Genomic DNA, 23,550 nt, shown 5'->3' with positions numbered 1-23,550 from the left:
TGGGGATGTATGGCATGCCTCTTTTGGAATCTCCCAATGGGTTGCCATCTTTTGGCTTGGGCGGAGCTGGGGCTGGGGGTATGGTTCCCGAATTCGTCATTCCGTGAGGAGCGTGATGCAAGACGCAATGAATCTTGGTTTCGAAAGGGCCGATGTCGCTTTGATCAGTCCGTGCCTGTCGTTCGAGTGGGCGATGGAGTTCGACGAAGGTCCTGAAATCTTCGATTTCTACAGGCGCGCGCGGGAAGCATTGGGCGATCGCCTGACGCACTACAACACCGGCGACGGACGCTGGAAGCCCATCAACAAGCGGGCGGAAAGTCTCGTCAAGACCTGGTGCGAAAACCCCGTCCCTTTTCCGAAGAAATTCTATTGCTTGATGGAAAATGGCGCCGATGCGGGGGCGACGGCCGGCAGCCTGCGAATCGACTTCGCCCATCGTCCGCATGTCGAACCGACGCCTGACGAACTCAAGCAATGGCGTGCGACCGAGCAGCGGTCACTCCCGATGCACACGATCCTCAATTTGACGTTGCCGCTCGACCATCCGCTGGTGACCGGCAATCGTGTCGCAGACTGGCTGTGCGAATTCGATATCGTGGCGAACAGACGCTTTATTTCGGGATCCTGTGGATTCGGGCTCAACTTTCCCATCAATTTTCCATCCCCCGATCTAGATACGGAAACCCGCAATCGGGTAGCCGCGTTGATGCAGCGATATCCTGGGTTCGATGTCGCGAGCGTCATGGTCGGCGTTGGCAACAAGTTGCGGCAGCGCGACCCCGAGTTCACGGAGCGGCATCAGGCAGCCATTGCGCGTCCCTATCTGAAACGGGCGAACTGGTTGACCTTCCTGAGCGAGAATCAGGTCGACTGGATCGGCGGCATTTCCGGGATCGAGGAACACATTGCCGGAACAGCGGTGCGTATGCGCCGGCTCAAACATGGTGTGTGCCTGCAGGCCACGCCGGAGCCGCAACTCGGAGACGCCTCTCGCGACGATTACGTTGCTGCATACAGTCCTGTGGCAAAACTGGTGCGGCCGGTCAGGCTCGATTCGGTGGATGGCGGCCTGCTGCCGTGGGAGTTTCGACAGCACGGGGTGCAGGATTGGCTCGATGTCTTCGATCGATCGAATCATTGACGAGGTATGCGTGATGCGAGTCGATATCACGGGACGCGGCATGGGCGTCGCTTATCTCGAAAAAAATGCAGAAGGGACCTCGCTTGAGGCTTCCGATCTGGTCATGTCTGATCCGTTGCCGTTATTTACCGGGTACATCGATCTTGGCTTTTATGTGAGCGACGCTCGCGAGAATCGCCGGGCATCGGCGACGGTCATGTCGTCGACATGGGATCCAGCGAGCGAAACGCAACGTTGGCGCATTGCCACGGATCATCTGCCGGCATGGCAGTGGCGGGTCGCGACCAATCTACTGGCGGCGATGGGCATTCGCTCCAGCATCGTGCACATTGAAGAACCTGACGCGAATGCGGTCGAGCGGGAGCTTGTCGTGGATCAAGGGGAATGGCCTCGCCCCCCGGTTGATGCGCCATTTGCGTTCGTGCAGAAGCTCGACGGGCGTGATTCGATTCACGAGTGTGAAGTACAAATCGAGTTCGATCAGCCCCTCGCCAAAGACGTCGCAACCCCGATATGTGCCGCGATCGAGACATGGGCGAACGTTGTCGCCCGGAGCGGCTTCGCTCCGCCGGGCGTCGATCCCGCGAACGTGGGAACGTTCGCGAGCGGCACCTATCAGTATGATTCGCATACGATTGCTTCGAGTTTCGACTACGTATTCAGAGTCGATCCGGCGTGTTTCGACGCACTCGTCGGCTATTTGTCGAGAATTCATCGTGACGGCCGAAAAATCCGTCGACTGACGGTGACCTGATGCCATGTCGGATAGCCGTACACGCTCCCCCGCTCCTGCCTCTGCCGATGAGCGTTCGAAGTGAAGTGGCGGTTGGGTACCCTCAGTGCGGCAACAACACGATGATGTAGATTTAATATTGCGTAAAAATAAAACACTGCAAAATATCGACCACAATATTCTCTCATAGAGAGTTATACGTCATCAAAATTGCGTGTAACGCAGTTTTTTATTCAACGACAACACATTGAGACCCCGGGCATCTTCTCTGAGAAACAACAACGCCCCACAGCAACCATCCCACCCTTTCCCCCGTACCGGCAATCGTCAAACAAACTGTACCGGTACTGTACAGAAAACCGTCGCTAAACTGACCTCCATCCCAGTCCAGAATCGAATGGAGAATCCGCGATGGAATTCCTCACCCTGAGCGCGCTGCCAGCCGGCATGCTGTTCGCGCTCGTCACGACGATCACGCCCGGCCCGAACAACACGATGCTGCTCGCGTCCGGCGTCAATTTCGGTTTCCGCCGCACCATGCCGCACTTGTGCGGCATCAGCATCGGCGTCGCGATCCTGATGCTCTGCGTCGGCTTCGGGCTCGGCGAGGTATTCAAGCGCGTCCCGCTGCTCTACACGATCCTCGAAGCCGCGAGCGTCGCGTACCTGCTGTACCTCGCGTGGCGCATCGGCACATCGGGCGAAGTGAAGGCGCACGGCGGCAAGCCGCGGCCGATGACGTTCATCGAAGCCGCCGCGTTCCAGTGGATCAATCCGAAGGCCTGGATGATGGTGCTGACCGCCGCAACGACGATCCGCCTGTCCGCCGACTACGGGATGAACGCCGCGTGGATGGCCGTCGTGTTCATCCTGATCGGCTTCCCGTGCATCAGCCTGTGGGCTGCGTTCGGCCTCGGCCTGCGCCGGTTCCTGTCGAACCGCCGCGCGTTGCGCATCTTCAACATGACGATGGCCGCGCTGCTCGTCCTGTCGTTGTATCCGCTTGTCGCGCATCTGCTGGCGTAGTGAGCGCTCACCGCGCGCCCGTTGAGATTCGTCCGATGCAGGCGTACCCTTTTGGTACGGGCGCGCGCAACCGTTTCGCCGGTTGCGCCGCTGCTGCCGGGAGAGTGCTGATGAAGCCATTGCTGAGGGCGGGCGAACACATCGAGGGGATGCACTGGATCGCCGAATATCACCCGCTCACGCACGAGATTCGCGTGCTGCGCGAAGACATCGAGATCGGCACCTACGGCGCGCCGCCGACGATGTTCGGCGAAGAGGAAGAGATGGGCGCCGCGAACCTCGCCGATCATCGCAGCCGGGAGGCCGCGCTGCGCGCGTATCTGCGCAACTTCGTGAAGAAACACGACGCGGAGGAATAGCCGGCGGCCCGACGGCCGCCGTATCGGCGGGCCGGCGCATCGCACCGGCCCGCGCTGCGCTCAATGCCCGAGCGATTCGATCTTGCCTGCCGGCTGCGTCACGCCATGCGGCCGCGCCATCTGCTTGATCAGCAGCGCGACACACGCGAGCAAGCCCGCGACGGCGATCGTCGCGAACACGCCTGCAAACGAGAAGTGCCGGCGCGTCAGTTCGGCGACGAGGAACGATCCCGCAATCCCGCCGAAGCGGCCGACGCCAAGCATCCACGCAACACCCGTGCCACGCCCTTCGGTCGGATAGAACGCGGCGGCAAGCGCCGGCATCGACGATTGCGCGGTGTTCATCAGCACGCCGGCCACGAATACGACCAGCACGAGCAGCCCGACGTTACCGGCCGCCTGCCCGATCGCATAGACGCTCACCGCGGTCAGCGCGTAGCACACGGCAATCACGCGGTTCGCGTTGAAGCGGTCCATCAGCACGCCGCACAGCACCGCGCCCACTCCGCCGAGCGGGAACAGCGCGGAGATCAGCGTCGCGCTCTTCGGCGTCAGGCCGGCATCCTTCAGCAGGATCGGCATCCAGTTGATCGACGCGTAGAAGATCACGAGCCCCATGAAGTATGCGAGCCACAGCATCACCGAGCCGACGATGTACGAGCGCGACAGCACGACGCCGAGGCCCTTGCTGCCGGTCTGCGGCGCGGCTTCGGTCATCGCGAACGAGCCGGCGTTCAGTGCATCGCGCGAGATGCGCGCGAGCGTCGCGCGGATCTTGTCGACGTTCTGGCCGTTGGCGACCATGAAGCGCACCGATTCCGGCATCTTGAGCAACAGCAGCACGCCGAGCAGCAGCGGCGTCACGCCGCCGAGGATCAGCACGCTGCGCCAGCCGAAATGCGGAATCATCCACGCGGCCAGGAAGCCGCCGAACGCGGCACCGAGCGGGAAGCCGCAGAACATCAGGTTGATCACGGTCGCGCGGCGCTTGTCCGGGCAGAACTCGCCCATCATCGTGACCGCGTTCGGCATCGCCGCGCCCAGCCCGACGCCGGTGATGAAGCGCAGGATCGTCAGGTGTCCGATCGTGGTCGAGAAGGCGGACATCAGGCATGCGACGCCGAACAGGAATACCGAGCAAAGCAGCAGCGAGCGGCGCCCGAGCTTGTCGGACAGCGGGCCCGACACGAGCGCGCCGCACGCGAGGCCGAACAGCGCGGCGCTCAGCACCGGTGCGAGATCCGGTTTGGTGAGGTTCCATTCGCCGAGCAGCGACGGCGCGATGAAGCCGATCGCGGCCGTATCGAAGCCGTCGAGCAGCACGATGACGAAACACATGAGGAATACGAGCCATTGAAAGCCGCCGAACGGCTGCTCGTTGATGAAGGTCTGGACATCGACCACGGGTGTGCGATTCATCGCTAGTCTCCTGTGTCGATCCAGGTTAGCGCTTTAGCGCTTACCTGGATCCCATGCTATGCGGTCGATCCAAGTTAGCGCTTTAGCGCTTACTTGGATCCCATGCTATGCGGTCGATCCAGGTTAGCGCTTTAGCGCTTACTTGGATCCCATGCTATGCGGTCGATCCGGGTTGGCGCCTTAGCGCTTACCTGGATCCCATGCTTCGCGGTCGATCCAGGTTGACGCCTTAGCGCTTACCCTGGTCGCATGCATAGCTAATTGTTTATAAGCGACGCGACCTCGGAACCGCGTCTTGCCTTTGTTCGCGCGCCGGCCATCCGGTGCGCCGCGCGCCGATGCTCTGCCGGCGCGTTCATTCATCGCAGAGGCCCGCCAACCATCAGCGGGCCTCGACTCAACATCGAACTACGTCCGGCACTTAACCGGCCGCATCCTGCTCCTTGAAGATCTTGTCCGCGAGATGGAACGCGGAATTCGCGGCCGGCACGCCGCAATAGATCGCGGTCTGCAGCAGCACTTCCTTGATCTCGTCGCGCGTCACGCCGTTGTTGCGCGCGGCGCGCAGGTGCAGCGCCAGTTCCTCGCCACGGTTCAGCGCCACCATCATCGCGATGGTCAGCAGGCTGCGCGTATGGCGCGGCAGGCCGTCGCGCGTCCAGATCTCGCCCCATGCATAACGCGTGATCAGGTTCTGGAACTCGTCGGTCACCTCGGTGCGGTTCTCGAGCGAACGGTCGACGTGCGCGTCGCCGAGCACTGCGCGACGCACCTTCATCCCTGCTTCGTAACGTTCCTGGTCATCCATCGCCGGTGCCTCACGCGGTCAGGAAATCGAGCAGCGCGCGGTTGAAGCCGTCGGTGCACTCGATGTTCGAAATATGCGCGGCGTCGAATTCGACGTGCTGCGCGCCCGGAATCGCGGCGGCCAGTGCGCGGCCCTGGTCGGGCGGCGTCGACATGTCCTTCGCGCCGGTCACGACGAGCACCGGCAGCGCGATGCCTTTCACCTCTTCGCGCAGGTCGGCCGCATTCAGCGCGTCGCAGTTCGCCGCATAGCCGTCCTTGTCGGTATGCACGAAGGTGTCGCGGATCGCATCGAACAGGCGCGGCTCACGCTCGACGAACGCGTCGGTGAACCAGCGCGGCAGCACGGCATCGGCGAGCGCGGCCATCCCTTCGGCACGCGCCTTCTGCGCACGCGGCGCCCACACTTCCGGCGAGCCGATCTTCGCGGCGGTGTTCGACAACACCGCGCGAACGATGCGCGACGGGAAGCGTGCGGCGAGGGCAGCGCCCGTCAGCCCGCCCATCGAGATCCCGCAGAAATGCGCGCGTTCAATGCCGACGTGGTCGAGCAGGCCGATCACGTCGCCGGCGAGCTGCTCGACCGTGTACGAACCGGCCGGCGCGTCGGAATGGCCGTGGCCGCGCATGTCGTAGCGCAGGATGTTGAAGTGCTGCGTGAGCGGACGGATCTGCGGTGCCCACATCTGCAGGTCGGCGCCGAGCGAGTTCGAGAAGACGAGCCACGGCGCGTCGTCGCGCGCGGCACGGTCGATCCGGTAATGCAGTTTCACGCCGTTGACAGTGGCGAAAGGCATCAATGTTCTCCTGGTGATTGCGCGCCCGCGTGCAGCGCGAGCACGGCGTCGACGTAGGCCTGCGCCTCGCCGACGTAATGAGCGGGATCGAGCAGCCGCGCGAGCGCGTCGCGCGACAGGTGCCCCGATACGGTCGCATCGGCGGCGAGCACGTCGAACAGCGTCGCGCCCGTGTGTACGGCTTCCTTCGACGCATGCTCGACGACGTGGTGCGCGTCGAGCCGGCCGATCTTGTCGCCGAGCGCGAGCATCACCGCTTCGCCGAGAATCAGCCCGCGCGTCAGGCCGAGGTTCGCGGCCAGGCGTTCGGTGTTCACGTCGAGGCCCGCGACGATCTGCGCGATCTGCGCAAGCGCGCCGCCAGTCAGGCGCGCGAGATCGGGCAACGCGTCCCATTCGGCCTGCCAGCCGCCGAGCGCGCGTTCATGTTCCTGGACCATCCCCGCGAACACCGTCGCGACGAGGTTCGGCGCACGCACGGCAGCCGTCAGCACGGCTGCGCAACCGACCGGGTTGCGCTTGTGCGGCATCGTCGACGAGCCGCCCTTGCCGGCGGCGGCCGGCTCGCCAAGTTCGCCGACTTCGGTTTGCATCTGCAGCGATACGTCGCGCGCGATCTTGCCGAGCGTACCCGTCAGCATCCCGAAGCAGGACGCGGCTTCCGCGATGCGGTCGCGCTGCGTGTGCCACGGCACGGCCGGGGCCGCGAGCTTCAGGTCCGCCGCCAACGCGGCCGTGACGCCGGCCGCCTGCTCGCGCAGGCTCGCGAGCGTGCCGGCCGCGCCGCCGAACTGCAGCACGAGCGCACGCTCGCGCAATTCGGTGAAGCGCGCGCGATGGCGCAGCAGCGCATCGAGCCATTGTGCGAATTTCAGGCCGAGCGTGATCGGCAGTGCCTGCTGCAGCCACGTGCGGCCGATCATCGGTGTCGCGCGATGCGTGCGCGCAAGCGCCGCGAGCGACGCACATGCTTCGTCGAGCATCGGCTCGAGCACGTCGAGCGTGTCGCGCAACTGCAGCACGGTGGCGGTATCGATGATGTCCTGGCTCGTCGCTCCCCAGTGCACGAACTTCGCGGCCTCGGGATCGTCGGCCTTCACCTGCGCGGTGAGTTGCTTGACGAGCGGAATCGCGAGATTGCCGCCGAGCGCCGCGCCGTGCGCGAGTGCGTCGGCGTCGAGCCGGCTGGCATCGCACGCGCGCTCGATCGGCGCGACCGCGGCGGCGGGAATCACCTGCTGCGCGGCAAGCGCTCGCGCGAGTGCAGCCTCGACGTCGAGCATCCGCTGGATCGTCGCGCGGGGCGACCAGATCCGGTTGAGCGGCTCGGTGCCGCAGATGAGGGAGGTCAGGCGGGCGCTGTCTTCGAGCATGGCATCAGATTGGGGAAACGGCGTGCGCCTATTGTCCACCCAAGCGTGCCGGCCTGCGCGCGAGACACGCGCCGGCACGCCGGTGGTTCAGGCAGCGGCCTTTTGCGTCGCGTCGATCAGCGGCACGCCGGTCAGCTTCTGCAGTTCGTCGAACGACAGGTCGGTGAAGATCTCGCTCACCGCGAGGCCGTCGGCCGTCACGTCGAGCACCGCGAGATCCGTATAGATACGGCTCACGCACTGCACGCCGGTAACCGGATACGAGCACTGCGCGACGATCTTGCTCTCGCCCTGCTTCGTCAGGTGCTCCATCATCACGAACACCTGTTTCGCGCCGATCGCGAGATCCATCGCGCCGCCGACCGCCGGAATCGCATCGGGCGCGCCCGTATGCCAGTTCGCAAGGTCGCCGGTCGCGGACACCTGGAACGCGCCGAGCACGCAGTAGTCGAGATGGCCACCACGCATCATCGCGAACGAATCCGCGTGATGGAAATACGCGCCGCCGGTGAGCAGCGTCACATGTTGCTTGCCGGCGTTGATCAGTTCATCGTCTTCCTCGCCGGGCGCGGGCGCGGGGCCCATGCCGAGCAGCCCGTTCTCGCTGTGCAGGAAGATTTCCTTGCTCGGGTCGAGGTGGTTCGCCACCAGCGTCGGCACGCCGATGCCGAGGTTCACATACGCGCCTTCGGGGATGTCCTGGGCGACACGCTTGGCCATTTCATCGCGGGTCAGTCGTTTCATTTGAATGCTCCTGTCGACCGGAGTTGGCGCTTCAGCGCTTACTCCGGTCCCATACAAAGTTCGGGCGCTCAGGCGGCTTGGGACGTGGCGTGTTCGGCGGCCAGCTCGGCCGCATGCGCGGCCTGCGGCACCTCGACGATGCGCTGGACGAAAATGCCCGGCGTCACGATGTGTTCCGGGTTCAGCGCGCCGAGCGGCACGACTTCCGACACCTGCACGATCGCGACCTTCGCGGCGCTGGCCATGATCGGCCCGAAGTTGCGCGCGGTCTTGCGATACACGAGATTGCCCCAGCGATCGCCCTTGTACGCCTTCACGAGCGCGAAATCGGCATGGATCGGCGTCTCGAACACATACGGCTTGCCGTCGATCACGCGCGTTTCCTTGCCTTCCGCGAGCTTGGTGCCGTAGCCGGTCGGCGTGAAGAAGCCGCCGATGCCGGCGCCCGCCGCGCGGATACGCTCCGCGAGGTTGCCCTGCGGCACGAGCTCCAGCTCGATTTCGCCGGCACGGTACAGCCCGTCGAACACCTGCGAGTCGCTCTGGCGCGGGAACGAGCAGATGATCTTGCGCACCTGCTTCGCCTTGAGCAGCGCCGCGAGGCCCGTCTCGCCGTTGCCCGCGTTGTTGTTGACGATCGTCAGGTCGCGCGCGCCCTGTTCGATCAGCGCGTCGATCAGCTCGGACGGCATGCCGGCCGTGCCGAAGCCGCCGATCATGATTGTCGCGCCGTCGTGGATGTCGGCCACCGCCGACTGAAGCGATTCGAAAATCTTGTTGACCATGTCTCTTCCTGATACGAACCCGCGGCTCGATGCGCGGCCTGTCGAGGGGACACGCGCGTGCCGCGTGCCGCGCCGGGGCCGATCTCGATCCCGGTATTTGTTCGCTATTCGAACCTAGATTCGATTAGCGAACGATGGGCCGATCATAGAGTCGCGCACAGCGCGTTGTCAAGGCGGGTTCCCTCGGGGGCCGTCGCATCGTCGAACGGCAGCCCGACGTAGTTTTCGGCGAGCGCCTGCGCGGCAGCCCGCGAGCGCGTCACATATTTCAGCTCGGCAAACTTCAGGCGATTGACGAACGGCGAATCCTCCGGCGACGAGTGCAGCATGTTCGTCATGAAGTACGAGAAGTGCTCGGCGCGCCACACGCGTTCGAGGCAGGTCGCCGAATACGTGTCGAGCAGCGTCGCGTCGCCGTTGCGGTAGCGCGCGCCGAGCGCGCGGGACAACGCGCGGACGTCGGCCACCGCGAGGTTCATCCCCTTCGCGCCGGTCGGCGGCACGATGTGCGCGGCGTCGCCGGCGAGGAACAGGCGACCGTGCTGCATCGTCTCGGATACGAAGCTGCGCATCGGCGTCACGCTTTTCTGCGTGATCCGGCCCTCGGTCGGCGTCCAGCCCGTGTCGTTCGAGAAGCGCGTGTGCAATTCGTCCCAGATCCGCGTGTCGGACCATTCGGTGAGGTCTTCGTCGGGCTTGCACTGCAGGTACAGGCGCGTGACCGTCGGCGAGCGCATCGAGAACAGCGCGAAACCGTTGTCGTGATGCGCGTAGACGAGCTCGTCGAGCGACGGCGCCGCGTCGGCGAGGATGCCGAGCCATGCGAACGGATAGACGCGCTCGAACGTGTTCAGCCGCTCCGCCGGAATCGTCTGCCGCGCGATGCCATGGAAGCCGTCGCAGCCGGCGATGTAGTCGCAGTCGATGCGGTCTTCGCGGCCGTCGGCATGCTTGAACGTGACGAACGGGTGCTCGCCTTCGACGTCGTGCAACGCGACGTCGCTCACTTCGAAGTGCATCGCGTGGCCATGCTCGACGCCGGCCGCGATCAGGTCGCGCACGACTTCATGCTGGCTGTAGACGGTGATCGCGCGCCCGCCGGTGAGCGCGGACAGGTCGATGCGATGGCGCTGGCCCGAGAACAGCAGTTCGATGCCGTGATGTTCGAGCCCTTCGCGACGCATCCGGTCGCCGAGGCCGGCTTCGTTCAGCGTGTCGACCGTGCCCTGCTCCAGCACGCCGGCACGGATGCGGTTCTCGCAGTATTCGCGCGAACGCGCTTCGACGAGGATGGAATCGACGCCTTGCAGGCGCAGCAGATGGGACAGCAGAAGGCCGGACGGACCGGCGCCGATGATCGCGACTTGGGTGCGCATTGTTCGTCTCCTGAACATTAATTCGAATCGTGGAACACATTTGAGCGCTTTCCCGACTATGCGGCAACGCGATTCAGGAGATATGTTGTATACGTTTTGACGATACTGGCCTGGCGATGGATACGCTCGATCTGAACCTCATTCCCTACCTCGTCGCGCTCGACGACACGCGCAACGTGAGCCGCGCGGGCGACCTGCTCGGCGTCAGCCAGCCGCGCGTGAGCACGGCGCTCGGCCGCCTGCGCGAGTATTTCGGCGATCCGCTGTTCGTGCGGACGTCGCGCGGGATGGAGCCGACGCCGCGTGCGCTCGCGCTGCTGCCGGCCGCCCGCGACGCGCTCGCACAGATCGAGCGCGGCCTCGTCGCGCCGCACGACTTCGACCCGACCGTGAGCACGCATACGTTCTCGATCGCGCTGTCGGACGTCGGCGAAATCGTGTTCCTGCCGAAGCTGCTGCAGGCGTTCGCGACGCGCGCGCCGCATGCGAACCTGCGCTCGGTCTCGCTCGCGCACGACGAGGTCGGTCGCGGCCTCGAAGCCGGGACGATCGATCTCGCGGTCGGCTACTTTCCCGATCTCGACGGCAACAACTTCTTTCAGCAGCGGCTGTTCACGCACCGGTTCGTGTGCCTGATGCGGCGCGGCCATCCGTTCGAGCAAGCGCCGCCGTTCACGGTCGAGCAGTTCCTCACGTGCGGGCACGCGGTGGTGCGCGCCGAAGGCCGCAGCCAGGAAGTGCTCGAGAAGTACCTCGCGAAGCAACGCATGCAGCGCCGCGCGGTGCTCGAGACGCCGCACTTCATGAGCCTGCCGTTCATCCTGAGCCGCACCGACCTGATCGCGACGGTGCCGCACGCGATCGGCTATGCGTATGCGGCGGAACACGCGTTCATCGTGCCGGTCGAACCGCCGCTCGCGTTGCCGCGCTTCGACCTCAAGCAGCACTGGCATCGCAAGTACCACAACGATCCGCGCACCGCGTGGCTGCGCGGCGTGGTCGCGTCGCTGTTCAACGACGAGCAGGACGAATGGCCGAAGTGAGTCTAGGGCCTGTTCCCGCTCATAACGGGCTTGCGCTGGCCGCCAGAAGGGCCGAGCGCAAGGAATGCGACGAAGCGAATACTCGACGTATTCGCGAGGAGCATGACGCGGCGATCGGCCCTTCTGGCGGCCAGCCCCACGAATGAATTTTTCCAAACAGGGGAACGCGCGTTGCCGGCCGTATTGCGGCGTCGATCGTCGCTTGTTTGGCTCGGCCAAACGGCGCTCCTCACTCCTTGCACTACGACCGGCAACGCACGTTCGCAAGCCCGTTATGAGCGGGAACAGGCCCTAGGCCTCATACGCGACCCGCAAAAGCATGAAACAATGCCCGGATTCCGCGCCGCCCCGGCGGCGGCATTCGATGGAGCAGATAGATGGCTAAAAAGAAGTCCGCACGGCCCGAGCCGACCGCATCCCGCCCGAGCCGTGAAGAAGCAGAAGACGCGGTTCGCGTGCTGTTGCGCTGGGCCGGCGACGACCCTGCGCGCGAAGGCCTGATCGACACGCCCGCACGCGTCGTGCGCGCGTACGAGCAGTTCTTCGCCGGCTATGCGCTGGAGCCGCGCGACATCCTCGCGCGCACGTTCAGCGAAGTCGACGGCTACGATGAAATGATCGTGCTGAAGGACATCCGCTTCGAGAGCTACTGCGAGCACCACATGGTGCCGATCATCGGCCGCGCGCACGTCGCGTATCTGCCGAATCATCGCGTGGTCGGCATCTCGAAGCTTGCGCGCCTCGTCGACGCGTTCGCGAAGCGCCTGCAGATCCAGGAAAAGATGACCGTGCAGATCGCCGACACGCTGTTCGACGTGCTGCAGCCGAAGGGCGTCGGCGTGATCCTCGAAGCCGCGCACCAGTGCATCTCGACGCGCGGCGTGCACAAGCCGGGCGTCGAGATGGTCACGTCGCGCATGCTCGGCACGTTCCGCACCGATCCGTCGACGCGGCGCGAATTCCTGTCGATCGTCGCGAATCCTTCTTCAGTGAACCTGACGAATACGTAATGGAGCAGACGAAGCAAGCGGCGCACGCGCCCGTCGTGCTCGTGACCGGCGCCGCGCGCCGGGCCGGGCGCGCGTTCGCCGAGTATTTCGCCGCGCACGGCTATCGCACCGCGGTGCATTACGACCGTTCGGCCGATGCCGCGCAGGCGGCGGCCCGCGCGATCGCCGAACGCGGGCACGATTCGGTTGCGTTGCAGGCCGACCTGTCGGATGCCGCGCAGATCACCGCGCTGATCGACCAGGTGTATGCGCGCTTCGGGCGCCTCGACGTGCTCGTCAACAATGCGTCGGTATTCTGGCAGGACCATTTCCCGAGCTTCGACCTCGCGGCATTCGACCAGGCGTGGGCCGTCAACTGCCGCGCGCCGATCCTGCTCACGCGCGCGTTCTACGAACGGGCCCGCGCAGCCGGCACGCAAGGTGTCGTCGTGAATGTGGTCGACCAGAAGATCAAGGAAAACTTTCACCGCGACCATTTCAGCTATACGGTCGCGAAAGCCGCGCTCGGCAACCTCACGCAGATGCTCGCGCTGTCGTCCGCGCCGGTGCTGCGCGTGAACGCGGTATTCCCCGGGCTGATGCTGCCGAGCGACGACCAGACGCAGGCCGACTTCGAACACGCGAGCCGCGCATCGACGCCGCTCGCGCGCATCGCCGGCCCCGACGACGTCGCGAGCGCGATCCTGATGCTGACGGGCAACGCGTACAACGGCGTGGATTTCGTCGTCGATGCAGGGCAGAACCTGATCCGCGTCGACCAGGACGTGCTGTACAAGCACCGCGCGCCCGACGGCAAGCACTGACCGCACGCGCGCGGCGACCAGCGGCCGGCGGCCGCGCGCCGCGTTACGGTTTCTCGGCGCTCCCGCCTTCCCGCACCTTGCCTTGCGCGACGCTCGTGCCGGCCGGCACGCTGTGCGTGAGCCACACGTTGCCGCCGATCACCGAGCCGCGCCCGATCGTCACGCGGCCGAGAATCGTCGCGCCCGCATAGATCACCACGTCGTCCTCGACGATCGGGTGCCGCGCATTGCCCTTGACCAGCGCGCCTTCGCCATCGGCCGGGAAGCTCTTCGCGCCGAGCGTGACGGCCTGATACACGCGCACGCGCTCGCCGATGATCGCGGTCTCGCCGATCACGACGCCCGTGCCGTGGTCGATGAAGAAGCTCGGGCCGATCTGCGCGCCCGGATGGATGTCGATGCCGGTCGCCGAGTGGGCGATTTCATTGATGAACCGCGCAAGCAGCGGCACCCCAAGCTGGTGCAGCGCGTGCGCGAGCCGGTGGTGCATCATCGCCAGCACGCCGGGGTAGCACAGCAGGATCTCGGTGATGTGCTGCGCGGCCGGATCGCCCGCATACGCGGCCTGGATATCGCTGACGAGCAGCGCGCGGACCGCCGGCAACTGCCGGCCGAATTCGCGCGCGATTTCGAACGCGCGTTCGTCGAGCTCGGCGAACGGTGTATCGACATGCTCGGGCAGGAACGGCAGCGCGCGACGGATCTGTTCGGACAAAATGCGCAGCGTGCTTTCGAGCGTGTGGCCGACGTAGAAGTCGACGCTTTCGTCGGTCAGATCCGGTGCGCCATAGTGCGTCGGAAACATCGACGCGCGCAGGCCGGTCACAATCTTGCAGATCGCGTCGCGCGACGGCAGTTCGCGGATGCCGCGCGGATGGCGCGTGCGATGGAGTTCCTCGCGCGACTCGCGCAAGCCGGCAACGATTTCTTCAAGGCCCCACTGACGGGCGGGTGATGTCGACATATGCCAATGCAGGCAGCCGCGCTCGGTCGCACGGCCGCTAATAAAGTGACGGGTTCCGCAAGATTACCGCGTTTTTTGTCCCGCAGCGGCACGCCGGGGATCGGCCGGACGGCCGATGGCGCCGAATCGCGGCGGCGTCAGATCGTGATGCTGCTCGCGTCGATCCACCGCACGGCCCAGTCGCGCGCGTGCGCGATCGCGGCGCCTTCGTCGTGAAACTGGAGCTCGATCGGAAAAAACCGGTTCGCAACGAGCTCCCCGTCGCTCGATCGGGAGATCACGACGTAGGGTTTGAACGAACCGTCACTGGCGCGCGCAGGCGCGCAGTTCAACAGATAACCGCGGTGCGTGAAGGCAGTAGTCGCTTGCATGAATCCGCCACCTCTAGTCCCTTGCTTTGTTGTTCACTACCCGTCTTAAAGGGTGCTGCGGCCCCCCGGCGCGGGCAGAGGCGGCGCGACCGAATCCCCTGTCGCCGCTTCGCAGGAAAAGAATCATACTCTGTAGAAAACGGGTGTTCTAGCTGAAATAAATCATGACAAATCAGTGCGCGTCGCGCGACCGCGGCGATCGCCCGCGCGCCTTTTCCCGTCACGCCCGGAACGGGATTTGCTTCGATCCGGCACGCTTCGCCGCGAGGAGAGCCGCGATGGAAACATCCGGTCAAATCGATCGTTCGCGCCCGCGCAGCATCGAGCTCGACAACGACGACACGCACGACAGTACGGTCGACACCGACGGCAAGAACCGCGAGGCGGCGCGCCTCGCCGGCGGCGGACCGATCTCGCCCGACGAGATCACGCGCAGCAACGCGTCGCTCGTCAATGCGATGCCGGAAGCCGGCGACGGCTTCGCCGGTTTCGACAGCCGCCCCGGCGGCAATCATCCGGCGTTCGCGCTGCGCGCGGGCTACATGGTGGTCGAGAAAGGCTTCGACGCGCCGCAGCCCATGAGCGATGCGCTGTTCGGCCCCGTCCACCGGATGTACGGCAGCGCATACTGGCCCGGCCACCAGCGGCGGCCGGAGCGCGTATTCGAGCTGACGTCCGTACCGGGGTAGCGGGCGCGGCGTTTGAATCGATCGTTCGTTTGCGAACCGGCATCGGCCGACGGCCGATGGCTGGGGATCGGCGCGCCACTGTGCGCCGACCGCGCACGGGTAACCGCGCGCTGCAACAGCGGACGATTCCGCGCAGCGGCACCGGCGATTTCATGCATGCCGTGAATCGCACCAACGCACATGCGTTGATCGAGGTCATGTCGAAACGGCACGGTTGCGATTGAATGGCGATGGCGGCGATGCGTCCGCGTGACTGTCGCGCCGTGTCGATGCGACCGGTGTGCGCGGCGATGCGGGTGCACGTGCCGCACGCAACACCGATGCTTGCGCACGCCATCCGGGCGACGCTGCGGACGGCGGCGGCGACCACGCTGCACGACACATGTCACACGGCGCGTGACGCGCGGCGCAGCATGCGCCACGTGCATGGCCGTGCGACGCAGAAACGTCAGCGGCACCGCCACGCGGCACGGCCGGCACCTCGCTGCAAAGTCCCGGTCATTGGTTTACTCTGCCTCGCAGCAGTGTGCATTGCCCCGCCCGATCGGCCATCCGGCCGACTTCGTTTCAACCCGCCACTCGGAGACACTATGTACAAGCGTATTCTGGTTGCCGTCGACGGCAGCGACACGTCCCGCCATGCGTTCGATGCCGCGCTGGCGCTCGCGAAATCGCACGGCGCCGAGCTGCAACCGTTCTACGTGGTCGAGAACGCCGCGATCTACTACAACGTGCCCGGCTACGATCCGTCCGTGCTGCGCGATCAGCTCGTCGCGCAAGGCAACGCACTCGCGAAGGATTTCACGACGCTGATGCAGGCAGCAGGCGTGAAAGGCGAGACGAAGCTGAGCGAAGCGACGTCGCTCAACGACGTATCGTCGCTGATCCTCGACGGCGCGAAAGCGTTCGATGCCGATCTCATCGTGCTCGGCACGCACGGCCGCCGCGGGTTCCGCCGCCTCGTGCTCGGCAGCATCGCCGAGCAATGCGTACGCCACGCGACGCTGCCCGTGCTGCTGATTCCGGCGGCCGCCAACGTCGACGAACCGGCTGCATGAACGGCGGTCGGCATGCGCGGCCGGTCGCGACGTTTTGTCACCCGACAGCCGCAAGTTGCGGTGGGACAATGATTCCGTCGATTCAACGCCGGAGTAAACGATCATGCTGACGCCCGTCGCTACACGTCCCGCCGCCACGCCTCATGCGGGCAGTTGGGCTCCTCGCCAGGCTGCGCACTGCTCGACGTGCGCCATGCGGCACCTGTGCATGCCGCAGGGCCTGGCGCCCGAAGCGCTCAGTCGCCTCGAGTCGGTCATCTGCGCGGCGCGCCCCGTCAAGCGCGGCGAAGCGCTGTTCCGCGAAGGCGACGCATTCGACAACCTGTACGCGGTGCGTTCGGGTTCGCTGAAAACCGTCGCGACGCGCCACGACGGCCGCGAGCAGGTCACCGGCCTGCATCTCGCCGGCGAAGCGCTGGGCCTCGACGGCATCTGCGACGACACGCATCCGCGCACCGCGGTCGCGCTGGAAGACAGCTCCGTCTGCGTGATCCCGTACAGCGCGCTCAAGACGCTGTGCTCGGAAGCCGGTTCGATGCAGCTGCGCATGCACAAGCTGATGAGCGAACAGATCGTGCGCGAAACGTCGCAAACGATGCTGCTCGGTTCGCTCAATGCCGAAGAACGCGTCGCCGCGTTCCTGCTCGACGTATCGTCGCGCTATCTGAAGCGCGGTTACTCGCCGTCGGAGTTCAACCTGCGGATGACGCGCGAAGACATCGGCAGCTACCTCGGCATGACGCTCGAAACGGTCAGCCGCACGCTGTCGAAATTCCAGAAGCGCGGCCTGATCGAAATGCAGGGCCGCCACGTCCAGATCGTCGATTTCGACGGCCTGCAGCACCTCTGATGCCACACGGCGCGCCCCTCGCGCGCGCCGCCCGCCTCGCCTCACCGATCAGTCGAGAAACAGCGCGGCGCGCGCCTTCAGCGCCGCGCTGAAATCGTCGAGCCAGCCGATCGACAGGCGCCAGCTCTGCCAGTACAGTTCGATGTCGACGGTTCGCCCGCGCGACATGTCGACCAGTTCGCCCGCCGCCAGCTGGCGGTCGACCATCCGGTCCGGACACATTCCCCATCCCAATCCCGTTTCGCACGCACGCAGGTAGCCCGCGACGTGCGGTATCCAGTGCTGCGGCGGATCGAGATCCGCGCGCGTCACGCGCCGGATGAAACGCGCCTGCAGCCCGTCCTTCGGGTTGAACATCACGCACGGCGCGCGGCGCAGCGCATCGCGCGTGATGCCCGCGCCGAAGTAGCGCTCGTAAAACGCCGGCGAGCACACCGCGCGATAGCGGATGCGCCCGAGCCGCTCCGACCGGCACCCCTGGATCGGCTCGGCCTGCGCGGTCACGGCGCCCTGCACGCTGCCGTCGCGAATGCGCGACGCCGTGTAATCCTGGTCGTCGATCACGAGGTCGAGCAACGTCTCGCGCTCCGTGCAGAACGGCCCGACCGCGTCGATGAACCACGTCGCGACGCTGTCGTCGTTGACGGCCACACGCAACGTCGGCCACGCGCTCGCGATCTGACCCGGCAGCGCCGGCATCCGGCCCCCCAGCTCGGCCTCGAGCAGTTGCACGCGCTCGGTATGCCGGCACAGCAGCGCCCCTGACGTGGTCGCGACGCACGGCTGCCCGCGCTTGACGAGCACGCTGCCGACCCGTTCCTCCAGCAGCTTCACGCGCTGCGACACCGCCGACGCCGTGACATTCAGCTCCTTGGCTGCCCGCTCGAACGAGCCGTGCCGGATCACGGCCGCGAGGGCATCGAGCAACGCGTAGTCGAGCATTAGATTTCCTTAATCTGCATTAGGTGAATTAGCTTCTCTTATTTTCATGCTGACCGCAGACTAGCGCTACCCGATTCATCCGTCCACTGCTTCTACGGCTGTCACTCTCCATGAACTGGCTCGCTTTTTCCCACGGCGCCGCACTCTGCGGATCGCTCATCGTCACCATCGGCGCGCAGAACGCCTTCGTGCTGCGGCAGGGCATCATGCGCTCGCATATCGGCAAGATCGTGCTGCTGTGCGCACTGTCCGACATGATCCTGATCGGCGCGGGCGTCGGCGGCGCATCGGTGCTCGTCGAACGCTATCCGACCTTCGTCCACGTCGTGCTGTACGTCGGCCTCGCGTATCTCGCATGGTTCGGCATCAACGCGCTGCGCCGCGCGTTCAAGCCGGGCCACGAAACGCTCGACGTGCGCGGCGACGCGGTCGCGCCGCCGCCGCAAAGCGGCCTGGCGATCGTGCTGATGACCCTCGCGTTCACGTGGCTCAACCCGCACGTGTATCTCGATACGTTCCTGCTGATCGGCACGGCCGGCGCACGCGAGCCGGAAGGCACGCGGCTCTCGTTCGCGATCGGCGCGATGTCGGTCAGCGTCGTGTGGTTCCTCGGGCTCGGCTACGGTGCGCGACTGCTGGCACCGTGGTTCCGCAAGGCTGTCGCGTGGCGCGTGCTGGACGGCGCGATCGGCAGCATGGTGCTGTTTCTCGCGGCCGTACAGTTGCGCTGACCGGCACACCGTCGCACGGGCGGCCGTTCGCCGCCCGTCGTCCCGCCCGCTCCGGCGCCACGCCGGAGCATCTCCCCTCCCGCCCTTCCACCCGCTCCCGTCCACGCGCGATTCCGCGCTCAGGCGCGCCAGCCGCGACAAAAATCGGTTCCCGATCGAACGCAGCCACACGAAGCGCTCACGCAACGGACAGGGTGTCCGTCAACTGCGTCAAACCGTCCGTCATCGCGACGGCGCGCCGCCTGCACGAATCGGAGCGATCGGCGAGAATGTCCGGCGTCCCGCGACAACGGCGTGACCGCACCACGTACCCCGTCGTCTCGCCGTGATCGTCGCGGCCCATCCCGCAGTTCCATTCCGTCACCCCGCAGATATCGGAGCAGAACATGGCACTACGCACCCTCGGCACGTCGAACATCCAGGTTTCGCCGCTCGCGTTCGGCGGCAACGTCTTCGGCTGGACCGTCGACGAGAACACGTCGTTTGCGCTGCTCGACGCGCTCGCCGACACCGGCATCAACTTCATCGACACGGCCGACGTCTATTCGGCCTGGGCCCCCGGCAACAGCGGCGGCGAATCGGAAACGATCATCGGCAAGTGGCTCAAGCGCTCCGGCAAGCGCGAACAGGTCGTGATCTCGACCAAGGTGGGCCTGCTGGCCGCGCGCGCGGGGCTGACCCGCGACAACATCCTGAAAGCCGCCGACGATTCGCTGCGCCGCCTGCAGACCGACTACATCGACCTGTATTTCTCGCACAGCGATCTCGCCGATACGGCCCCGCTCGAGGAAACGCTCGGCGCCTATCAAACGCTGATCGACGCGGGCAAGGTGCGGATCATCGGCGCATCGAACTACAGCGGCGCACGCCTGCGCGAAGCCGCCGACATCAGCAAGCGCGACGGCCTGCCCGCGTATCAGGTCATCCAGCCGGAATACAACCAGCTCGACCGCGCCGACTACGAACGCGATCTCGAACCGGTCGTGCGCGACCTGAAGCTCGGGGTCGTCAACTACTACGCGCTCGCGAGCGGCTTCCTGTCGGGCAAGTACCGCAGCGAGGCCGACCTGAAGAAGAGCGTGCGCGGCGATCGCGTCGCCGGGTACCTCAATGAACGCGGGCTGCGCATCCTCGCGGCGCTCGATGCGGTAGCCGAGAAGCACGGCACGCAGCCGGCCGCGATTGCGCTCGCGTGGCAGATCGCCCGGCCGACGATCACCGCGCCGATCGCGAGCGCGACGTCGCTGGCGCAGCTGGAATCGCTCGGCGAAGCGATCCGCGTTCAGCTCGATCAGGACGACATTCGGCAGATCGACGAGGCGAGCGCGGGCTGAAGCCGGTGGCGGGCCGGTCGATCGGATCGCGCCGTCTGTGCGGTTCCACGACCGGCCGGTGTCATGTGCGCTCCCGTGTCGCCGCACTCGCGGGGGCGGGTAATTCGTGAGTGGCGGATGGATACAATGGCGTGCGCCCCGGGGGCCAGCGGCGCGGCCCGGCCATGTGACCGTCGAATTCCGCGACAACAGGATGGGTTACGAGCAGGACGTTTCGCTCGGGCTGACGTCGTCTTCGCCGAAATAACCGGGCGACACCTGTCTGCAGTGCGTACCGAAATGCACGCCGCATAGACGAAAACCGTCGTCGCGTTTTGACTGGCACGGCCGCTTGTGTTGACTCAGCCGGACATCGCTCACGCTTGCAGCCGCAACGCCCCGCTGCAAGCGCATCACGCGCCCGCCCCGGTCTTTCACCGATTGACCATGCCCTCCGACCTGCCCGAGACTGCGCCGCTCGGGCGGTCATTGGGAGAACGTCATGCCGGACACCAGCACGGAGATCGCCACGATCTCGACGCGCGCCGTACGCGGCCACGAGCGCGTCGACTTCTGGGTCGACCATGTCGCGCGCACGCTCGTGCGGATCGAATGCAGCGGCAAGTCGTCCGAAGGCATCGACGCGACGCTGCGCAAGCGCGACCTCGGGCTGTTCGGCGCATGCGACATCGTCGCGAACCGGCACGCGGTCGTGCGCACGCCGCACAACATCCACGCGGACCAGCGCGACGCCGTGTTCATCTGCCTGATGCACGCCGGGCAAGGCTATACGTTCCAGGACGTCGACTGCATGCAGCACGGGCCCGGCGATCTCGTGCTGTACGACACGTCGATGCCGTACGGTCACGGCTTTCCCGCCGACATGGCGATGACCGTGCTCGACGTGCCGCGCGACGTATTCGAGGCGCGCGTCGGCCCGTGGCGCTACCGCAGCCTCGTCAAGATCGATCGCGACGACGGCGTCGCGTCGTGGGCCGTGCGGCAGGTCTACGCGCTGCTCGCCGCGCAGCAGGAGCCGACGCCCGATGCGCGCGAACGGCGCGCCGCCGCGATCCTCGATCTCGTGCAGTCGATGCTGCGGCTGCGCGACGGCGACGCGTCGCCGACCAAGTCGACCGTCCACACGCTGTCGCGCGCCAAGGCGTTCATCGACAGCCATCTCGCCGACGATGACCTCGACAGCCGGGCGGTGAGCCGCGCGATCAACCTGTCGCCGCGCCAGCTCGCGCGCGTATTCGAGATTGAAGGGATGCCGCTCACCCGCTACATCCTTGCGCGACGGCTCGAACGCTGCCGCGCCGACTTGCGCGACCGGTCGCTGAAGCACCTGACGGTCAGCGAGATCGCATTCCGCTGGGGCTTCAACAACAGCGCACACTTCAGCCGCAGCTATCGCGCGCGCTTCGGCGAAACGCCGAGCGATACCCGCGCGCCTGCGCCGGCACCGGCCGACGCGCGCTAGTCCGCCACCTGCCACCCTCCACCCGCCGCCGTGTCCCTGCGAGGCAAGCACGGCGTCCGTCCCGGTCAAATGGGGCGGCATGGCGCTCGCTAAGCTGGCTTCCTGCGCGGCGGCACTCGTTTCGCCGCCCGACAGCAAGGAGAAGAAGCGGGATGGAGACGTACGACCATATCGTCGTCGGCGGCGGTTCGGCCGGCTGCACGGTCGCGCACCGGCTGGTGAAGGCCGGCAGGCGCGTGCTGCTGCTCGAGGACGGCCCGAAGGACGACAGCCTGTTCATCCGGATTCCGGCGACGTTCATCCGCGTGCTCGGCACGCGGCGCACGGTCACGTTCGAAAGCGAGCCGCAAGCCGGTGCGGCGGGACGCAAGACCTACGTGCCGCAGGGCCGCACGCTCGGCGGCGGCAGTTCGGTCAACGCGATGCTGTACGTGCGCGGCACGCGCGACGACTACGACGACTGGGCCGCGCTCGGCTGCACGGGCTGGGGCTGGGACGACGTGCTGCCCGTGTTCAAGCGTGCCGAATCGCACCTGCGGCTCTCCGAGCCGTTTCACGGCACCGACGGGCCGCTGAAGGTCGGCGACACGCGCTTCCGGCATCCGTTGAGCCTCGCGTTCGTGAAAGCCGCACAGGAAGCCGGCATCGCGTACAACGACGACTTCAACGGCGCCGCGCAGCATGGTGCCGGCTTCTACCACACGACGATCTTCGACGGGCAGCGCGGCAGCACCGCGGCCACCTATCTCGCCGACGCGCTCGGCCACCCGAACCTGCGCGTGCTGACCGGCTGCCGCGTCACGCGCATCCGCTTCGACGGCCGGCGTGCGAACGGCGTCGAATGGCGGACGGGAGGCGGTGCGACGGGTTCGGCCACCGCGCGCGCCGACGTCGTCCTCGCAGCCGGTGCGCTGAGCACACCGAAACTGCTGATGCTGTCGGGCATCGGGCCTGGCGCGCACCTGCACGCGCACGGCATCGACGTGCTGCACGACAGCCGCGACGTCGGCGCGAACTACCAGGACCATCTCGAAGTCTCGATCTACGGCCGCAGCCACGCGCCCGTCAGCCTGCTCGGCGAGGATCGCGGACTGAAGGCGCTGCGGCACGGGCTGCAGTGGATGCTGTGCCGCACGGGCCTGCTGACGTCGAACGTCGTCGAATCCGGCGCGTTCGTCGACACGACCGGCAGCGGCCGTCCGGACATCCAGTTCCACGTGCTGCCGACGCTCGTCGGCGACGTCGATCGCACACCGCTGCCCGGCCACGGCCTGTCGATCAACCCGTGCCTGCTCAGGCCGCGCTCGCGCGGTTCCGTGCAACTGCGCGGCAACGATCCGGCCGCGCCCATTCTGTTCGACAGCGGTGCGCTGTCCGACCCGGCCGACGTCGACGGCCTCGTGCGCGGCGTCGCGCTCGCGCGGCAGATCATCCGTGCGCCGTCGCTCGCCCGCATCGTGCGCGAAGCCGAGACGCTGACCGACACGGCACTCGCCGACTACGTGCGGCATCGCGCGAAAACGGTCTATCACCCGGCCGGCACCTGCCGCATGGGCAACGACGAACATGCGGTCGTGACGCCGCGCCTCTCCGTGCAAGGCGTCGACGGATTACGGATCTGCGATGCATCGGTGATGCCGCGCATCGTGTCCGGCAATACGAACGCGCCGACGATCATGATCGCGGAGCGCTGCGCTGAATTCATGCTGGCGGAGTGACGCAACGCGGCG

24 protein-coding genes are annotated in these 23,550 nt (G+C 66.1%); 14 read left to right on the top strand and 10 right to left on the bottom strand.

All coding sequences use genetic code 11. The annotated features are described in order from the left end of the window. The first annotated feature begins 127 nt into the window (after nt 1–127). From G3N61_RS01270 to G3N61_RS01255, 4 genes are all read left to right on the top strand, one after another. Complete coding sequence (locus G3N61_RS01270; RefSeq protein ID WP_205821145.1) at nt 128–1,144, top strand: type VI immunity family protein; 1,017 nt, start codon at nt 128–130, stop codon at nt 1,142–1,144. Continuing rightward, nucleotides 1,119–1,898: a hypothetical protein gene (locus G3N61_RS01265; RefSeq protein ID WP_205821144.1), complete on the top strand. Its 780-nt coding sequence runs from the start codon at nt 1,119–1,121 to the stop codon at nt 1,896–1,898. Before G3N61_RS01270 ends, G3N61_RS01265 begins: the two co-directional genes overlap by 26 nt. 390 nt (nt 1,899–2,288) lie before the next feature. Beyond that, nucleotides 2,289–2,903: a LysE family translocator gene (locus G3N61_RS01260; RefSeq protein WP_043186113.1), complete on the top strand. Its 615-nt coding sequence runs from the start codon at nt 2,289–2,291 to the stop codon at nt 2,901–2,903. Between the two features lie 110 nt (nt 2,904–3,013). Continuing rightward, the gene (locus G3N61_RS01255) at nt 3,014–3,262 is read left to right on the top strand and encodes a hypothetical protein (RefSeq protein WP_043186116.1); all 249 of its coding nucleotides are present in this window, start codon (nt 3,014–3,016) and stop codon (nt 3,260–3,262) included. Between the two features lie 60 nt (nt 3,263–3,322). On the opposite strand, the gene G3N61_RS01250 is transcribed toward G3N61_RS01255, so the two are convergent. From G3N61_RS01250 to pobA, 7 genes are all read right to left on the bottom strand, one after another. Then, the gene (locus G3N61_RS01250) at nt 3,323–4,681 is read right to left on the bottom strand and encodes an MFS transporter (protein WP_205821143.1); all 1,359 of its coding nucleotides are present in this window, start codon (nt 4,679–4,681) and stop codon (nt 3,323–3,325) included. A 421-nt stretch (nt 4,682–5,102) separates the two neighbouring features. Next, the gene (gene pcaC, locus G3N61_RS01245) at nt 5,103–5,489 is read right to left on the bottom strand and encodes a 4-carboxymuconolactone decarboxylase (protein WP_034206288.1); all 387 of its coding nucleotides are present in this window, start codon (nt 5,487–5,489) and stop codon (nt 5,103–5,105) included. Nucleotides 5,490–5,499: 10 nt separating this feature from the next. Then, nucleotides 5,500–6,285 (bottom strand): 3-oxoadipate enol-lactonase, encoded by a 786-nt coding sequence (pcaD, locus tag G3N61_RS01240; RefSeq protein WP_205821142.1) that lies wholly within the window; start codon nt 6,283–6,285, stop codon nt 5,500–5,502. After that, nucleotides 6,285–7,658: a 3-carboxy-cis,cis-muconate cycloisomerase gene (locus G3N61_RS01235; RefSeq protein WP_205821141.1), complete on the bottom strand. Its 1,374-nt coding sequence runs from the start codon at nt 7,656–7,658 to the stop codon at nt 6,285–6,287. Before G3N61_RS01235 ends, pcaD begins: the two co-directional genes overlap by 1 nt. Nucleotides 7,659–7,745: 87 nt before the next feature. Then, nucleotides 7,746–8,402 (bottom strand): CoA transferase subunit B, encoded by a 657-nt coding sequence (locus G3N61_RS01230; protein ID WP_034189746.1) that lies wholly within the window; start codon nt 8,400–8,402, stop codon nt 7,746–7,748. Nucleotides 8,403–8,470: 68 nt separating this feature from the next. Further along, on the bottom strand, nt 8,471–9,187 hold the full coding sequence (locus G3N61_RS01225; RefSeq protein ID WP_043186141.1) for a 3-oxoacid CoA-transferase subunit A: 717 nt from the start codon (nt 9,185–9,187) through the stop codon (nt 8,471–8,473). A 143-nt stretch (nt 9,188–9,330) separates the two neighbouring features. Further along, nucleotides 9,331–10,563: a 4-hydroxybenzoate 3-monooxygenase gene (gene pobA, locus G3N61_RS01220; protein WP_043186144.1), complete on the bottom strand. Its 1,233-nt coding sequence runs from the start codon at nt 10,561–10,563 to the stop codon at nt 9,331–9,333. 116 nt (nt 10,564–10,679) lie between these two features. On the opposite strand from pobA, the gene G3N61_RS01215 reads away from it, so the two are divergent. From G3N61_RS01215 to G3N61_RS01205, 3 genes are all read left to right on the top strand, one after another. After that, entirely contained in the window at nt 10,680–11,606 is a 927-nt protein-coding gene (locus tag G3N61_RS01215) for a LysR family transcriptional regulator (protein ID WP_043186147.1), read from the top strand. A gap of 377 nt (nt 11,607–11,983) precedes the next feature. Then, entirely contained in the window at nt 11,984–12,616 is a 633-nt protein-coding gene (gene folE / locus G3N61_RS01210; protein ID WP_089454048.1) for a GTP cyclohydrolase I FolE, read from the top strand. After that, nucleotides 12,616–13,419 (top strand): SDR family oxidoreductase, encoded by an 804-nt coding sequence (locus G3N61_RS01205; RefSeq protein WP_043186151.1) that lies wholly within the window; start codon nt 12,616–12,618, stop codon nt 13,417–13,419. Before folE ends, G3N61_RS01205 begins: the two co-directional genes overlap by 1 nt. A 43-nt stretch (nt 13,420–13,462) precedes the next feature. Here G3N61_RS01205 and epsC read toward each other — a convergent pair whose 3' ends face one another. Both epsC and G3N61_RS01195 read right to left on the bottom strand, forming a co-directional pair. After that, nucleotides 13,463–14,383: a serine O-acetyltransferase EpsC gene (gene epsC, locus G3N61_RS01200; protein ID WP_043186152.1), complete on the bottom strand. Its 921-nt coding sequence runs from the start codon at nt 14,381–14,383 to the stop codon at nt 13,463–13,465. 137 nt (nt 14,384–14,520) lie between these two features. After that, nucleotides 14,521–14,754 carry a hypothetical protein gene (locus G3N61_RS01195; RefSeq protein ID WP_043186155.1) on the bottom strand — a complete coding sequence of 78 codons (234 nt, stop codon included), beginning with the start codon at nt 14,752–14,754 and terminating at the stop codon, nt 14,521–14,523. 278 nt (nt 14,755–15,032) lie between these two features. Here G3N61_RS01195 and G3N61_RS01190 point away from each other — a divergent pair, with 278 nt between their 5' ends. The 3 genes from G3N61_RS01190 (at nt 15,033) to fnr (ending at nt 17,351) form a co-directional block, all read left to right on the top strand. Then, nucleotides 15,033–15,443: a DUF3005 domain-containing protein gene (locus G3N61_RS01190; RefSeq protein ID WP_043186157.1), complete on the top strand. Its 411-nt coding sequence runs from the start codon at nt 15,033–15,035 to the stop codon at nt 15,441–15,443. Nucleotides 15,444–16,033: 590 nt separating this feature from the next. Continuing rightward, the gene (locus tag G3N61_RS01185; RefSeq protein ID WP_043186158.1) at nt 16,034–16,501 is read left to right on the top strand and encodes a universal stress protein; all 468 of its coding nucleotides are present in this window, start codon (nt 16,034–16,036) and stop codon (nt 16,499–16,501) included. 103 nt (nt 16,502–16,604) lie between these two features. Next, nucleotides 16,605–17,351, top strand: a complete 747-nt coding sequence (gene fnr, locus G3N61_RS01180) for a fumarate/nitrate reduction transcriptional regulator Fnr (protein WP_043186160.1) — start codon at nt 16,605–16,607, stop codon at nt 17,349–17,351. A gap of 48 nt (nt 17,352–17,399) precedes the next feature. Here the strand turns inward: fnr and G3N61_RS01175 are convergent, their stop codons facing one another. Continuing rightward, nucleotides 17,400–18,293: a LysR family transcriptional regulator ArgP gene (locus G3N61_RS01175; RefSeq protein WP_043186162.1), complete on the bottom strand. Its 894-nt coding sequence runs from the start codon at nt 18,291–18,293 to the stop codon at nt 17,400–17,402. 110 nt (nt 18,294–18,403) lie between these two features. Between G3N61_RS01175 and G3N61_RS01170 the strand changes: the two genes are divergently transcribed. The 4 genes from G3N61_RS01170 to G3N61_RS01155 all read left to right on the top strand — a co-directional run bounded on the left by G3N61_RS01170 (nt 18,404) and on the right by G3N61_RS01155 (nt 23,538). Continuing rightward, the gene (locus G3N61_RS01170; RefSeq protein WP_043186165.1) at nt 18,404–19,024 is read left to right on the top strand and encodes a LysE/ArgO family amino acid transporter; all 621 of its coding nucleotides are present in this window, start codon (nt 18,404–18,406) and stop codon (nt 19,022–19,024) included. 386 nt (nt 19,025–19,410) lie between these two features. Further along, nucleotides 19,411–20,358 (top strand): aldo/keto reductase, encoded by a 948-nt coding sequence (locus tag G3N61_RS01165; RefSeq protein WP_205821140.1) that lies wholly within the window; start codon nt 19,411–19,413, stop codon nt 20,356–20,358. A 481-nt stretch (nt 20,359–20,839) separates the two neighbouring features. Next, nucleotides 20,840–21,820 carry a helix-turn-helix domain-containing protein gene (locus G3N61_RS01160; RefSeq protein WP_205821139.1) on the top strand — a complete coding sequence of 327 codons (981 nt, stop codon included), beginning with the start codon at nt 20,840–20,842 and terminating at the stop codon, nt 21,818–21,820. Nucleotides 21,821–21,972: 152 nt separating this feature from the next. Beyond that, nucleotides 21,973–23,538 (top strand): GMC family oxidoreductase N-terminal domain-containing protein, encoded by a 1,566-nt coding sequence (locus G3N61_RS01155; RefSeq protein ID WP_205821138.1) that lies wholly within the window; start codon nt 21,973–21,975, stop codon nt 23,536–23,538. Nucleotides 23,539–23,550 lie beyond the last annotated feature (12 nt).

The organism is Burkholderia sp. Ac-20349 (assembly GCF_017104865.1).
GTDB lineage: Bacteria > Pseudomonadota > Gammaproteobacteria > Burkholderiales > Burkholderiaceae > Burkholderia > Burkholderia aenigmatica.
This window is presented reverse-complemented; position numbering and strand designations above follow the sequence as displayed.